Here is a 13,050-nt window from a genome sequence, read left to right on the forward strand (position 1 = left end):
CATATAAAAAAATCGCAAGAATTTACATACCTATACACTAATGGTTATAGGCATGTAAGTGTTTTTTTTGTTGTGTTTTTGAAAAAAGAATCATCTCAAAACAAAAGAGTCGCTGTTGTAGCTAGCAAAAAAATTGGTAACGCTGTTTTAAGAAATAAAGCAAAACGTCGTATGCGAGAAGTAATGAGGTTATCAAAAGATTATATAAAGCCAGGAACAAGTGTCGTAATGATTGCCAGAAAGTCTGTAGTAACTGCTGACTTTAAGTTATTAAATGAAACTTTTCAAAAAATACTTGAAAAGTTTTATAAGTATGAAAAAAATAAACAAAATTCTTAGTCTGTTTTTTATCAAAGCAGTGAGATTTTACCAGTTATTTATATCCCCCATTTTCCCAAATAGTTGTAGGTTTTATCCAAGTTGCTCAAATTACTCTATTGAAGCAGTTAAAAAATTTGGCTTTTTTGAAGGATTTTTATTGTCTGTCTGGCGTATTTTAAGGTGTGGACCATGGAGTAGTGGTGGCTTTGATCCGCCAAAACCAATATTTAAGAGGAATAAATTATGCAAGAAAACGAAAAAAGAATTTTAATAGCAGTGGTGCTAACTGTGCTAATTATAGTATTCTATGATTATTTTTTTATGCCAAAAACCCAAAATGTACAAACAAATACAACAAACCAAACAGCTAAATTTGAGCCCAATCTTAAAAATATAGAAGGCACTAGCAGCCAAAGCACAAAGAATACGATTGTAAATATAAATTCTAATGATTTAGAAATTAATATATCAAAAATTGATGGTACAATCAAAAATCTTTACATTAAAACTTATAAACAAGATAACAAATATGTAAATTTAGCAGATCCCAACGCTAAAACCGGTCTATTTTATACCCAATTTGAAGATCCAACACTACAAAAAATATCAGAACATGGCCAATACATTGTAGATGTAAAAAGACTAGATGGTAAAACTATTGCCACACTTACTAAATCCGATGGCGATATAAAAATCATTAAGCGCTATACTGTTAAAAACTACGGCCTTACTTTTGAAACGAAAATCGTTAATAATGCGCAAGCTTTAAATTCTAACTATATACTTTTGTTGGGTGAAAACTTTGGTAAATCAACCAAAGATTCTCATGTTGGGGCAGTTGCTTTAATAAATGACAAAATTAAAACTGATAAAGATATAGGTTCGGGCGTTAATTTATCTTGGATTGCACTTGAAGATAAATATTTTTGTGTGGCATTATATGATAGTAACCCCCTCCATGGAGGTTTTAAAGAAATTAACGCAAATAAATACATTTATGTTGATTCAAATGCACAAAAATCCATAAGCGTATATGCTGGGCCTAAGTCTGGTGGTATTATATCTGCCTACAATCCTAAACTAGACAGGATAGTTAGGTTTGGTACATTTGGTTTTATTGGTAAACCGCTACTTTATGTATTAAAATATTTGTATTCAATCGTTGGTAACTACGGTATTGCTATTATTTTACTTACTTTTTTAATAAGACTAATCTTTTATCCTCTTACATATAAATCTTTCAAATCAATGAAAGAAATGGCAAATCTTCAGCCCCAATTAAAAGAGTTACAGTTAAAACACAAAGGTAAACCCGAGCTTTTAAATAAAGCAACTATGGAATTATATAAAAAACATAAAGTTAATCCATTGGGCGGATGTTTGCCTATTTTGATCCAGATTCCTGTATTTATTGCCTTGTATAATGTTTTGCTCAATGCTATAGAGTTAAGGCACGCGCCATTTATTTTTTGGATTACAGATCTCTCAGCAAAGGATCCCTACTATATAACACCTATTATTATGGGAATTACTATGTTTATACAACAAAAACTTTCACCTTCTACGCTAGATCCAATGCAAGCAAAAATTATGCTGTTTTTGCCTATTATTTTTACAATAATGTTTATGGGTTTTCCGTCTGGACTTGTTATATATTGGATTGCTAACAATGTGTTTACAATTATACAACAACTTATTGATACTAGGTTGATTAAATCAAAATCAAAAGTAAAATGATTGATGATGATGACATTGCAGCTATTGCAAGCGGTTATGTTGAATCTGCTATAGGAATTATTCGTGTAAGCGGTAAAAACTCGTTAGAATTATTGAAGAAAATATTTTATCCTAAAAAAGCTAATTTTGAGGCCAATAAAATTTACCATGGTTTTATAAAAGACCTTGACTCAAAAATTATAGACGAGGTGATGGTTAGCGTTTTCAAATCGCCTCACTCATACACAGGAGAGGATTCTTTTGAGATCAATTGTCACGGTGGTTTGCTTGTAATGAGAAACGTTCTCGAGTTAGTTTTAAAAAACGGAGCTCGCCTTGCGATGCCTGGAGAATTTACAAAAAGAGCTTTTTTAAACAACAAAATTGATCTTGTTCAGGCAAATGCCATTGGCAATTTAATTAAGGCAAAAACACAAAAATCTCTTGACATCGCTTTTAGCCAGTTGCTAAAAAAGAACACAACAATTATTGATAATCTAAGAGAAGATATAACTTTTTTAATGGCTGAAAATGAAGTTACTATTGATCATCCAGATGAAGATTTAAGTAATATTAATTTAAAAAATAGACTTTCTTTATTAAATAAAATTCACCACTCAATTGAGAAATTATTGAATTATGCAAAAAAAGGTCAGTATTTTTTTGAAGGTGCAAGTGTTGTTATAATTGGTAAGCCCAATGTTGGAAAGTCTAGTTTGCTCAACGAGCTAGTGGGTCATCAAAGGGCTATTGTAACTGAAATTCCTGGCACCACTACTGATGTTGTCTCAGAAATGATAAGCTTAAACGGTATTCCACTTAAAATCCTCGATACAGCAGGTATCAGGAAACACTCAAATAAAATTGAATTTTTAGGTATACAAAAATCAAAAGAAGTTATAGACACTGCCGATTTGCTCATAGCTGTCTTTGATGCAAGCATAAAACTTGACAGTGAAGATGAAATTATACTCAATGTTATAAAAAATAAAAAAAACGTCCTAGTTGCTTTAAATAAATCGGATCTGCCAATTCATTTTAAACTACCTTCTAAATTTGAAGCAATTCAAATTTCTTGTGTAAAGAAAAGTGGCATTGAAACGCTTAAAAATAAACTTTATGAAATGCTACTTGAAGATTACAATGCAGATGAAGTTGTTTCATTAAACTACAGCCAAATAGTGGCACTAAAATCCGCACTTATGCAAACAAAAAAAATAAAAAAAGCTTATCAAAATCTTTTAGATCCTGCTTTGATAGGCATAGAATTGCAGCTTTTAGCAGATTTTATTGAGCAAATAATTGGTAAAATAGAAAACGAAGATATTCTGGACAATGTATTTAAAAATTTTTGTGTTGGAAAATAAAAAATGTTTCACGTGAAACTTTAGAGGTTGACAATGTATATTTATCCTAAAAAATACGATTGTATAGTTATTGGTGGTGGCCATGCAGGCTGTGAGGCAGCATTAATTTGTGCAAGACTTAATTTAGACACTTTGCTTATAACTATATCCGTTGATACAATTGGCGCTATGAGCTGTAATCCAGCTATTGGTGGGTTAGCAAAAGGCCATTTAGTTAAAGAAGTCGATATTTTTGGTGGCGAAATGGCCAGAAACATAGACGAGACTGGTTTACAATTTAAAATATTAAATAAAAGCAAAGGCCCAGCCGTATGGTCATCAAGGGCCCAGGCGGATATGCCAGCTTATAGACTTAGAATGAAACATCTGCTTGAACACCAAGAGCATTTGGATGTAAAGCAAGCCAATGTTGATGAAATTGTTGTAGAAGATGGAAGAATTAAAGGCGTTATCACGCACATTGGCAATGAATTTTTGTGTGATGCACTTATTATTGCAAGCGGTACTTTTTTAAAAGGTAAAATATTTATAGGCTTAAATGAATTTCACGCTGGCAGGGCTTGGGAGCCACCATCGGATAAGCTCTCAGAAAGCCTCGCAAAAGCTGGTCTTCTAATAGGAAGACTTAAAACGGGCACCACACCTCGCCTAGATGCAAGAACAATAGATTTTGACGCACTAGAACCGCAGATGGGTGATGAGGAACCTACACCATTTTCTTTTAAAACAGAAAATTTTAACCCGCCAAATTATCCCTGCTATCTCGCATATACAAATGAAAAGACACATAAGGTAATTCACTCAAATTTAGATAAATCTCCTCTATACAGTGGTATGATACATGGTATTGGCACAAGGTATTGTCCCTCAATTGAAGACAAAGTTGTAAAATTTCCAGACAGAGAAAGACACCAAATCTTCTTAGAACCTCAAGATGCAAACTCAAATGAAATCTATGCAGATGGCTTAAACACGTCGCTTGACTATGAAGTGCAAGTTGCGTATCTAAGAACCATTAGGGGCTTGGAAAATGTTGAAATTATAAGACCAGGATACGCAATCGAGTATGACTTTGTAAATCCCATTCAACTAAAACACACGTTAGAAACAAAAAAAGTAAAAGGCCTGTTTTTAGCGGGTCAAATAAATGGCACAAGCGGTTATGAAGAAGCAGCGGCTCAAGGTATGGTAGCAGGGATCAACGCAGCTATGTATTTATTAGAAAAACCACCTTTTGTATTAGGCAGAGATGAAGCCTATACTGGAGTAATGATAGATGATCTGGTTACAAAAGGCGTTAAAGAACCTTACAGGATATTCACTTCAAGAGCTGAATATAGATTACTTTTAAGAGAGGATAATACTCACCTGCGTTTGGCCAAAAAATCTTATAAGTACGGCTTACTCGACAAAATACACTACGAAAAAATACAAGAACACACACAAAAATTGAATGAAACAATAAATCACTTGAAAAAAACATACGTAATGCCTACCATAGAATTCAATAAAAAATTAGAATCCATCAAAACAAAACCGATAAAGGCAAAAACAAGCATATCAAAACTAATTGCAAGACCAGAAGTTGACTATAAAACATTAGAAACTATAGTCAGCGATTTACCGCAATTAGATAAAACAATAACCCAACATGTAGAAATAGAAGTCAAATACGAGGGATATATCAATTTGCAAAAACAACAAATAGAAAAGTTTAAAAAAATGGAAGGCATAATCATACCGGGTGATTTTAACTATAATATTGTAGCTGGTCTATCCGCAGAAATTAAAACAAGATTGAAAGAAGTAATGCCAAAAACCCTAGGTCAGGCTATGAGAATACCAGGCATGACACCTGTTGCTATACAAATCATTAGCATATTTTTGCACAAGAAAAATGTACAATCAAAACCAGCTTGAATATTTGCTTAAAAATGAAAACTTAATTGAGACAGAAACAGTTGAAAAAATAAAAGCGTATATAGCTAACCTTGAAAAATGGAATAATGCAATTAACTTAACATCCAAAAATTTTGATTATTTTACACATATCAGAGATAGCTTGATGTTTTTTGAGCTATTTAAAAGCCCAAAAGGAAAATTATTGGATATAGGTTCAGGAAATGGCTTTCCTGTGATAATTTTAGCTATAGTATGCCCTAAGTTAGAAATTACAATGGTAGAATCAAGCACAAAAAAATGCGCATTCTTAAGAGATACTATAAGCAAACTATCTTTAAATGCTAATGTGCTGAATAAAAATATAATGGATATTCAACCTAAAAACAATTTTGATTTTGCTACTATAAGAGGCTTGAAATGTAGCTATGAAATGGAAATAAAGTTAAACTTTATTTTAGCCGACAATTATGGTAAATTATTTGTATGGGCGTACCCACCGCCTTCATTAAAAAGATTTACTCTTTTACACTCAGTTTGCAAAAATAATAAGTATTTACACTTATATATTAAAGCACAGGCGGCGCCACAACCCATATAGTTTCCACATCTACATCACCTATATTCTTGTAATAATGTGGCAAAAGCGAGGAAAAGTAAAAACTATCACCGGCTTCCAATACAGCGGTTTGACTACCAATTCTTAACTCCAGCTTGCCTTTTAGAATGTATCCAAATTCTTCGCCATTGTGCCTATGCTCACCTTGAGAATCGCAACCAACCGGTACTATTTTATACAAAGGCTCCATCATTTTATTAGAAATCTTGGACACTAGCAACTCGGCTTTAATATGGCTACCAGGGTAAATGATTTGCGTACGTTCATTTTTGGTTAAGAATATTTTATCTTGCTGTTTTTCGTCGCTGAGTAGATCTTTTACTTCTATATCCAAACTTTCGGCTAACTTTTTCAAAATACTTATGGATGGCATCGCCTTACCTGTTTCTATTTGAGAAATATATGCATCCGTGCAGCCGACTTTTTCGGCTAGGGCCTTAAGCGTTAAACTTTTCTTTTTCCTTTGGACCTTTATCTTTTCTGACATTTCCATATTAACTAATACCTCCTACATCAAATAGCGAAAGGCATTGTACCACCTTTCGCTATTTTAATCAAGCAAAATTTAATTAATTATGTGGTTAAATCAAATTGTGCCTTAATAGCTTCATACATGCCATACCATGCAGCCAAAGCTGTGATTATACCCTCATAGCCAGCAAAAGTTGTAATAGCTTGGGATCCAGTGTAGTGACCGATATCAAGCAGTATGAACAAAATAAGCAGCAAAACAAAGATTGTAATAACAGTAGTGTGCTTTGTGTTAAAAACAAGAGCTGTCATGAATGCAGTAAATATTGTCCATGCAATAAGTGTCGCACCCAAAGCTGCGCCAAATGCTGCATCAGGGATCCAGTGCCAAATTGGCCCCATGTAGATTAAAAAGGCAAGTGCAATCCAGAATGCACCATAACCAGTAAAAGCCGTCATACCAAATGTATTACCCGTCTTAAACTCAAAAAAACCAGCAACAAACTGAGTCAAGCCACCATAAAACAAACCCAAAGGCAACACAGCAAACAACGCTGCAGGGACCAAACCAGCATTAGCCAAGTTAAGAACAAATGTCGTGAGAGCAAACGCTCCTAATCCTACTGCTCCAGGGTTAGACATTTTCCCATCAGCCATATAAAACCTCCCCAAAAAAAATTTCTTTAGAATATAAAATATATTAAATTTATGTAAATGTCAAGCGAAAAATTAATTGGTTTTTATATACGTGAACGACCACGCGTTAATATTAAGTATAAATCTAAATAATTTGTCGACTTACGGATAATAGATCTTTTGATTAAATATGGATTATACTGCGCTGTGTTAACTGACTGACCTATGATATAGGCTCTTTTGAAATGATAAGATTTTAGTACACCAATAACCATGTTATCATAGTTTCCAAAAGGATATGCAAAATCATCGATGTTTCCAAGCTTAGATAATATTTGTTTAGACTGCCTGATATTATCAATAATCTCTTCTTGTGGTAATTCTGACAATTTAATATGCAAATGAGAGTGCGACCCAATTTCCATACCCAGACTAATTAAACGCTCAATATCATTTTCATCAAGCATTGGTGTATTATCAAGAGATTTTCCAATATACCCAGTAGCTATAAAAAAAATTGCACTAAAATTGTATTTTTTTAAAATTTCTGCTGCATCTAAATTGTTTTTATAACCATCATCAAATGTTATCAATACATACTTTTTTGTTTTATAAAGCTCACTTGTTAAAATTTCGTCAATATTTTCTGTTCTAGCAGACTCATAACCCATTTTTTTTAAGAATTTGATTTGCTTTTCAAATTTACTTATACTAACGCTGAATTTATCCAGACTTGTAAAACTCTTTTTATCAGTAACACTATGGTATAATAAAACTACAAGACCTTTTTTAGGCAAGCGAAAAAAATTATAGCGCAACAAAAAAACGATAATTGCAAGAAAAAGGAGTGCAATAATAACCATTATTGAAGCTCTTTTGCTTTGGCATATTTAATAAGCTGATAAAAACTGGAAAGCAAAGCATAAAGTGTTCCTTCATAGCCGTCAAAAAAAGCCCCACGAAGAATGAACCGTTTAAAAAACTCTAAATTAAAACGCAAGAGAGGATGTATTTTATTTTTTCTTTTTAACGAAGCAGAAATAGTTGTATATTTATTTAATTTTTCAATGTAATCACTTAAGTTTTTATAGCTGTAATGTAAAATTTTTCCTTTTAAATGGGAGGCCTTTGTAGATTGAACCTTTTCATGAACGAAAGACTCACTAAATTTCAATTTTTTTTTAAACAATCTTAAGTGCCAGTTTTGTGCACCGCCAAAATGCAAAGCTTTACCCAAAAAAACAAGCTGAATTTTTATATAGTAGCCATCAAACAAAGAATTTTGGGTAGCCTTTAGTATTTCGTTTTTTAGGTTTTTCCCAACAACCTCATCTGCATCAATACTTAATACCCAATCAGTTGATAATTTTTCAATTGCAAAGTTCTTTTGTGTACCGTAATTGAGAAATTTGTTAAAAAAAACTTTGTCAGTATATTTTTTTGCAATATTAACAGTATTGTCTGTGCTGTATGAGTCTACAACAACAATTTCATCACAAAACTCTACGCTTTTTAGGGTGCGCTCTAGGCTATCTTCTTCGTTGTAGGTTATAATAGCGCATCCTATACTCATTACTTACTCACCCAAAAGGCGTTTTCTTGCTTCCTCGCTCATCATAGAAGGGTTCCACGGCGGATCCCAGACAACATCCACAAACACATCTTTAGCGCCAAGTTCCATGATTTTTTCTCTGATATCTTCAGTTATAGGTATGTGAAGTGGGCATCCTGGCACTGTCAAAGTTATAGTTGCTACCACTACATTGTCATCATCTACTGAAATACTGTATAAAAATCCCAAAGATACAACATCTAGACCCAACTCTGGATCATATACTTCCTCAAGTGCTTTTGCGATCTCACTAGGTTTTAATTTCATTTATTCTCCTTTTTTAACAACTTAAATGCTATAACGTTGCGCTTATTCTTTTTGATTTTGAGTTTTTTTATATTTAATTTATCTAAAATTTCACTTTCATCTTTTAGAAATTTAATCGTTAATATGTGTTCTGGGCTCATGATAATTAAGCGACCATCAAACATAGAATCTTTAGCATCAAGAGGTTCAATAATTATTTTCCCGTCTACTTCTTTGTATGTGTTTACATTTTCTAACTTTATACCCCAGTAGCTTTGCTCATCCAAAAAAGACAACAAATCATCGCTGTCGATATTTTCTATCGTTCCAATGTAACTTTCGCCATTAATTAGGTCAACTTTCACCCAAACATCTTTCATTTTTTACTCCATTATAGGTATTTTTTTATGAAAATCATGTTGCTGCTCAAATGCATATGCAATTTTTAACAATATATCCTCTCTAAACGCATTTGACAAGATTTGCAAGCCAAGCGGCAAATTGTTTTTACTAAACCCACATGGCACACTAATCGCTGGAATACCTGCAAGGTTGGCTGAAATTGTAAATGTATCAGATAAATACATATCAAGAGGTTTTGTCACTTCGCCAATCTTAAACGCATCGCTTGGGGTAGTGGGTAAAATAATAGCATCCACTTGGCTAAAGGCATTATCAAAATCTTTCTTGATAAGATTTCTCAATCTTAGAGAACGTACATAATAAGCATCGTAATAACCGCTTGAGAGCACATATGTGCCCAGCATTATTCTGCGCTTTACTTCTGCACCAAAACCTTCGCTTCTTGTGTTTACATACATTTCTTCCAAAGATTCGCCACTAGCTCTAAATCCATATTTTACACCATCAAAGCGAGCTAAGTTGCTCGATGCTTCAGCACAGGCTAAAATATAGTAATCTGATATAGAGTACTTAATGTGAGGCAAATCAATTTTTTGGATACTTGCCCCAAGTTTTTTATAAGTATCTATTGCGTTTTCTATAGAGCTCGCAATATAATCTGGGACAGAACCTAACGCGGACTCATAAATGCCAATTTTAACACCTTTTAAATCTTCGCTTAAACTCTCTAAGTAATTTGGCACTTCAATATTTACAGAAGTAGAATCCTTTGGATCAAAACCCGCAATGATATTAAGAAGCAAACATGCATCATTAACATCCCTCGTTATTGGCCCAATTTGATCTAAACTTGAAGCAAAAGCCACAAGGCCATACCTTGAAACACGCCCGTATGTGGGCTTAAGGCCAACAACACCACAAAAACTAGCAGGCTGCCTAATAGACCCGCCCGTATCTGAGCCTAAAGCAGCAATGGCTAAACCTGATGCTACAGCGGCCGCAGAGCCACCGCTTGAGCCACCGCTCACACGCGTCTTATCCCATGGATTCTTTACGGGTCCAAAGAATGACGTTTCACATGATGAGCCCATAGCAAACTCATCCATATTTGTTTTTCCAATAAAATTGGCACCAGATTGTTTTAGTTTTCCTATAACAGTTGCATCATAGATACTTTCGAAATTTGACAGTATTTTTGATGCACATGTGGTTTTTGTACCTTTTAACATAATATTGTCTTTTACGGCAATAGGCATACCATTAAGTCCGCCGTCTTTTTGTGTAAAGTTTTCAATTACACTTATATATGCATTTATATCTGCACTCCTTGCCTTAATATGTGCAAGCAATTCATCAAAGATATCTTTTGCTGTTATTTCTTTTTTTTGAATGAGATCGAGTAATTCATGTAAGGGTTTTTCAATCATGCGATTTCTCCATTAAATAACCTTTGGTACTACAAAATACCTATCAAAGGCGTGGGGTGCGTTTTTGAGTATTTCTTCTACACTAAAAGCCTTTTCTACTTTGTCATCCCTAAAGAAATTAACGCTTGAAAGCGGATTTAAAAGCGCATCAACACTTGACAAATCAAGTTCATCCAGCTCTTTCATGTATTCTAAAATATCGTTTAACTGTCTATTAAATTGTTCAATCTCTTCGTCTTTAAATTTTAATTTCGCCAATTTTTCTAATTTTTTTAATTCTTCTTTATTAATCATACACACCTCTAATAGATTGCCCTTTTAAAGTACAAACCACACGCTGGCGCTTTTAGCAAATGCGAGCTTCCTGACCTTTCAAAGATCTGCATAATTTGATCTTTAGTAATTAATCCTCTTGAGTAGGATACCATAGTGCCAACCATTAACCTTACCATACCACGCAAAAATGCGTTTGCCCTAATAAATATCATCACAAAAAAGCTCTTTTGCTTAATCCTAACGTACTGAATTAATCGGTTTGTGTTTTTGCCCATAGAAGCTTTTGAGAATGGTGCAAAGTCTTTATACCCAACAAACAAACCTTTAACCTCATCTAATCTTGAAATATTTAATTTTGGGACGTGCCATACATAGTTTTTTAAAAACGGCATACATACTTCCGCAGTATTGATAATATACACATAATCTCTAAAAATACAACTATAGCGCGAATGAAAATCATCTGAAGCTAAAAAAACACCAGTAACACGAATTTGAGATGGTAACAATGCGTTTAAAGCTCTTTTGACGACACTTAAATCTAGCGGTTTGTCGGCAAAAAAATCTACCACGTGGCCTAGTGCATGTACACCTGTATCTGTTCTTCCTGCATAATTTATATTTATATCAGCACCAAATAGCTGCTTAAGTGCATACTCAAGACTTTGCTGAATGGTAGGCTTATTTTTTTGCCTTTGCATCCCAAAAAAACCAGTGCCGTCGTATGATATCTTCAATTTATAGTGAATATATTAGCCTCCAATCATAATTTTTGGTATTCTAAGCGTAGGCTCACCATCTGTTACAGGCACACCTTGAGAACTTTTACCACATGTGCCCACTTCTGTGCCAAAATCATCGCCAACCATATCAATTTCCTGCAAAATTTTAGGCCCATTGCCAATAAGTGTCGCTCCTCTTACCATGTGCTTTACTTTGCCTTTTTCTATAAGATAGCCTTCTGACACTTCAAAAACAAAATCTCCCGTCACGGGGTTAACTTGTCCACCGCCCATTTTTTTAACAAGCAAACCATGTCCTATGCTACCAATTATTGCTTCTTTATTATCATTTCCTGGCAATATGTATGTATTAGACATTCTCGGAATGGGTACATATGCGTATGATTGCCTGCGTGCACCCCCATTTGAAAGTCTGTTATTTGCTTTTGCATACATCTTATCAAACATATAGTCATTAAGTACGCCATTTTTGATAAGGATTTTGCGCATACCATGCGTGCCTTCATCATCAAAAACAAACGATCCACGTGCCTTTTCCACACATGCATCGTCAACAACGGTTATCTTTTCATTTGCAACCTTTGTACCCAATTTATCTTTATAAACACTCATTGATTCAAATACTAAATCAGCCTCTAAACCATGGCCTACCGCTTCATGTATCATTGTGCCACCCGCGCTTGAGTCTAGCACAACGCTCATTAAAGCGGGCTCTAAGTGGGGGCTTTTAAGTAATTGCTCAACTTTTTCTACCATTTCGTGCGTTAGAGTTTCAAAATTTATGCCTTCTAAAAACTCAAAACCCCCCATAGCAGACAGTGGCTTTCTGATAGTTTGTAATATATTATCAAGCCTAGCAACAAGTTCTATATACAAAAGCGTATATGTGCGTTTTTCCCGTAAAAGATTGCCCTCTTCGTTTAAAATTGCAATCTCTTTAAGTTTATCAGAGTATGTTACGCTTGCCTGGATAATGTATGGGCTTTTGTACGCTATGGTATTGACCGTATCAATTATCCCTTTAACTGAATCAAGGTCTGTAGGGTAGCCTTTGTAAGAATAAATGCTCATTTGAGGCATTTCAACTATATTAATACCTTCTTTTGGACTGATCACATCACATATAAACTTCGTTTTTTTATACACACTTTCTTGCGAGGTATTATTGGTTGATGCAAAAAGTGTAGAAAACTCCTTTACGCCTCTTATGCCAACACCTTTGTCTGTGCTGAAATTTACATTTTCTATTTGCCTATTTTTCGATTCTATTGTACGCGTAAAAGAATCTTCCATATAAATGTCAAAAAAATCAAAACCAGCATTTTTTAGTAAGCCAAATGAATCTTCGTACATA

Annotated in this window: 16 protein-coding genes; 6 read left to right on the plus strand and 10 right to left on the minus strand. The window is 34.0% G+C overall.

Features of this window, described 5'->3' with window-relative positions; translation table 11 throughout:
* The first annotated feature begins 3 nt into the window (after positions 1 to 3).
* The 6 genes from rnpA to rsmG are packed head-to-tail and all read left to right on the plus strand — an operon-like array spanning position 4 to position 5,904.
* The gene (rnpA, locus tag DESAMIL20_RS09315) at positions 4 to 339 is read left to right on the plus strand and encodes a ribonuclease P protein component (protein WP_239393510.1); all 336 of its coding nucleotides are present in this window, start codon (positions 4 to 6) and stop codon (positions 337 to 339) included.
* The gene (gene yidD / locus DESAMIL20_RS09320; RefSeq protein ID WP_086034578.1) at positions 314 to 592 is read left to right on the plus strand and encodes a membrane protein insertion efficiency factor YidD; all 279 of its coding nucleotides are present in this window, start codon (positions 314 to 316) and stop codon (positions 590 to 592) included. The genes rnpA and yidD overlap by 26 nt, the downstream gene beginning before the upstream one ends.
* Positions 565 to 2,058, plus strand: a complete 1,494-nt coding sequence (yidC, locus tag DESAMIL20_RS09325; protein ID WP_086034579.1) for a membrane protein insertase YidC — start codon at positions 565 to 567, stop codon at positions 2,056 to 2,058. Before yidD ends, yidC begins: the two co-directional genes overlap by 28 nt.
* A complete protein-coding gene (gene mnmE / locus DESAMIL20_RS09330) occupies positions 2,055 to 3,404 on the plus strand; it encodes a tRNA uridine-5-carboxymethylaminomethyl(34) synthesis GTPase MnmE (RefSeq protein ID WP_086034580.1) in 1,350 nt (449 codons plus the stop codon). The genes yidC and mnmE overlap by 4 nt, the downstream gene beginning before the upstream one ends.
* Positions 3,405 to 3,437: 33 nt before the next feature.
* Positions 3,438 to 5,324, plus strand: coding sequence for a tRNA uridine-5-carboxymethylaminomethyl(34) synthesis enzyme MnmG (mnmG, locus tag DESAMIL20_RS09335; RefSeq protein WP_086034581.1), 1,887 nt, complete (start codon positions 3,438 to 3,440; stop codon positions 5,322 to 5,324).
* The gene (gene rsmG, locus DESAMIL20_RS09340; RefSeq protein WP_143340270.1) at positions 5,302 to 5,904 is read left to right on the plus strand and encodes a 16S rRNA (guanine(527)-N(7))-methyltransferase RsmG; all 603 of its coding nucleotides are present in this window, start codon (positions 5,302 to 5,304) and stop codon (positions 5,902 to 5,904) included. Before mnmG ends, rsmG begins: the two co-directional genes overlap by 23 nt.
* Here rsmG and DESAMIL20_RS09345 read toward each other — a convergent pair.
* The 10 genes from DESAMIL20_RS09345 to DESAMIL20_RS09390 form a co-directional block, all read right to left on the minus strand.
* A complete protein-coding gene (locus tag DESAMIL20_RS09345) occupies positions 5,873 to 6,415 on the minus strand; it encodes a helix-turn-helix domain-containing protein (protein WP_086034583.1) in 543 nt (180 codons plus the stop codon). The genes rsmG and DESAMIL20_RS09345 overlap by 32 nt on opposite strands.
* 80 nt (positions 6,416 to 6,495) lie before the next feature.
* Positions 6,496 to 7,050, minus strand: a complete 555-nt coding sequence (locus DESAMIL20_RS09350; RefSeq protein ID WP_086034584.1) for an acetate uptake transporter — start codon at positions 7,048 to 7,050, stop codon at positions 6,496 to 6,498.
* Between the two features lie 83 nt (positions 7,051 to 7,133).
* Positions 7,134 to 7,892, minus strand: a complete 759-nt coding sequence (locus DESAMIL20_RS09355; RefSeq protein WP_086034585.1) for a polysaccharide deacetylase family protein — start codon at positions 7,890 to 7,892, stop codon at positions 7,134 to 7,136.
* On the minus strand, positions 7,892 to 8,602 hold the full coding sequence (locus DESAMIL20_RS09360; protein ID WP_086034586.1) for a glycosyltransferase family 2 protein: 711 nt from the start codon (positions 8,600 to 8,602) through the stop codon (positions 7,892 to 7,894). The genes DESAMIL20_RS09355 and DESAMIL20_RS09360 overlap by 1 nt, the downstream gene beginning before the upstream one ends.
* A 3-nt stretch (positions 8,603 to 8,605) precedes the next feature.
* A complete protein-coding gene (locus DESAMIL20_RS09365) occupies positions 8,606 to 8,908 on the minus strand; it encodes a metal-sulfur cluster assembly factor (protein ID WP_086034587.1) in 303 nt (100 codons plus the stop codon).
* Positions 8,905 to 9,267: a hypothetical protein gene (locus tag DESAMIL20_RS09370; RefSeq protein WP_086034588.1), complete on the minus strand. Its 363-nt coding sequence runs from the start codon at positions 9,265 to 9,267 to the stop codon at positions 8,905 to 8,907. Before DESAMIL20_RS09370 ends, DESAMIL20_RS09365 begins: the two co-directional genes overlap by 4 nt.
* A gap of 3 nt (positions 9,268 to 9,270) precedes the next feature.
* Positions 9,271 to 10,677 (minus strand): Asp-tRNA(Asn)/Glu-tRNA(Gln) amidotransferase subunit GatA, encoded by a 1,407-nt coding sequence (gene gatA / locus DESAMIL20_RS09375; protein WP_086034589.1) that lies wholly within the window; start codon positions 10,675 to 10,677, stop codon positions 9,271 to 9,273.
* Between the two features lie 12 nt (positions 10,678 to 10,689).
* On the minus strand, positions 10,690 to 10,971 hold the full coding sequence (gatC, locus tag DESAMIL20_RS09380) for an Asp-tRNA(Asn)/Glu-tRNA(Gln) amidotransferase subunit GatC (protein ID WP_086034590.1): 282 nt from the start codon (positions 10,969 to 10,971) through the stop codon (positions 10,690 to 10,692).
* Between the two features lie 8 nt (positions 10,972 to 10,979).
* Positions 10,980 to 11,690 (minus strand): tRNA pseudouridine(38-40) synthase TruA, encoded by a 711-nt coding sequence (gene truA, locus DESAMIL20_RS09385; RefSeq protein ID WP_086034591.1) that lies wholly within the window; start codon positions 11,688 to 11,690, stop codon positions 10,980 to 10,982.
* A gap of 15 nt (positions 11,691 to 11,705) precedes the next feature.
* Positions 11,706 to 13,049, minus strand: coding sequence for a TldD/PmbA family protein (locus DESAMIL20_RS09390; RefSeq protein ID WP_086034592.1), 1,344 nt, complete (start codon positions 13,047 to 13,049; stop codon positions 11,706 to 11,708).
* Position 13,050: the final 1 nt, after the last annotated feature.

The organism is Desulfurella amilsii, from assembly GCF_002119425.1.
GTDB lineage: Bacteria > Campylobacterota_A > Desulfurellia > Desulfurellales > Desulfurellaceae > Desulfurella > Desulfurella amilsii.

Coding starts and splice junctions, on each gene's coding strand:
- DESAMIL20_RS09370 (WP_086034588.1), bottom strand. CDS start 9,267: ATGAAAGATGTTTGGGTGAAAGTTGACCTAATTAATGGCGAAAGTTAC.
- DESAMIL20_RS09360 (WP_086034586.1), bottom strand. CDS start 8,602: ATGAGTATAGGATGCGCTATTATAACCTACAACGAAGAAGATAGCCTA.
- mnmG (WP_086034581.1), top strand. CDS start 3,438: ATGTATATTTATCCTAAAAAATACGATTGTATAGTTATTGGTGGTGGC.
- DESAMIL20_RS09350 (WP_086034584.1), bottom strand. CDS start 7,050: ATGGCTGATGGGAAAATGTCTAACCCTGGAGCAGTAGGATTAGGAGCG.
- DESAMIL20_RS09345 (WP_086034583.1), bottom strand. CDS start 6,415: ATGGAAATGTCAGAAAAGATAAAGGTCCAAAGGAAAAAGAAAAGTTTA.
- gatC (WP_086034590.1), bottom strand. CDS start 10,971: ATGATTAATAAAGAAGAATTAAAAAAATTAGAAAAATTGGCGAAATTA.
- yidC (WP_086034579.1), top strand. CDS start 565: ATGCAAGAAAACGAAAAAAGAATTTTAATAGCAGTGGTGCTAACTGTG.
- rsmG (WP_143340270.1), top strand. CDS start 5,302: ATGTACAATCAAAACCAGCTTGAATATTTGCTTAAAAATGAAAACTTA.
- yidD (WP_086034578.1), top strand. CDS start 314: ATGAAAAAAATAAACAAAATTCTTAGTCTGTTTTTTATCAAAGCAGTG.
- gatA (WP_086034589.1), bottom strand. CDS start 10,677: ATGATTGAAAAACCCTTACATGAATTACTCGATCTCATTCAAAAAAAA.
- DESAMIL20_RS09365 (WP_086034587.1), bottom strand. CDS start 8,908: ATGAAATTAAAACCTAGTGAGATCGCAAAAGCACTTGAGGAAGTATAT.
- DESAMIL20_RS09355 (WP_086034585.1), bottom strand. CDS start 7,892: ATGGTTATTATTGCACTCCTTTTTCTTGCAATTATCGTTTTTTTGTTG.
- mnmE (WP_086034580.1), top strand. CDS start 2,055: ATGATTGATGATGATGACATTGCAGCTATTGCAAGCGGTTATGTTGAA.
- DESAMIL20_RS09390 (WP_086034592.1), bottom strand. CDS start 13,049: ATGTACGAAGATTCATTTGGCTTACTAAAAAATGCTGGTTTTGATTTT.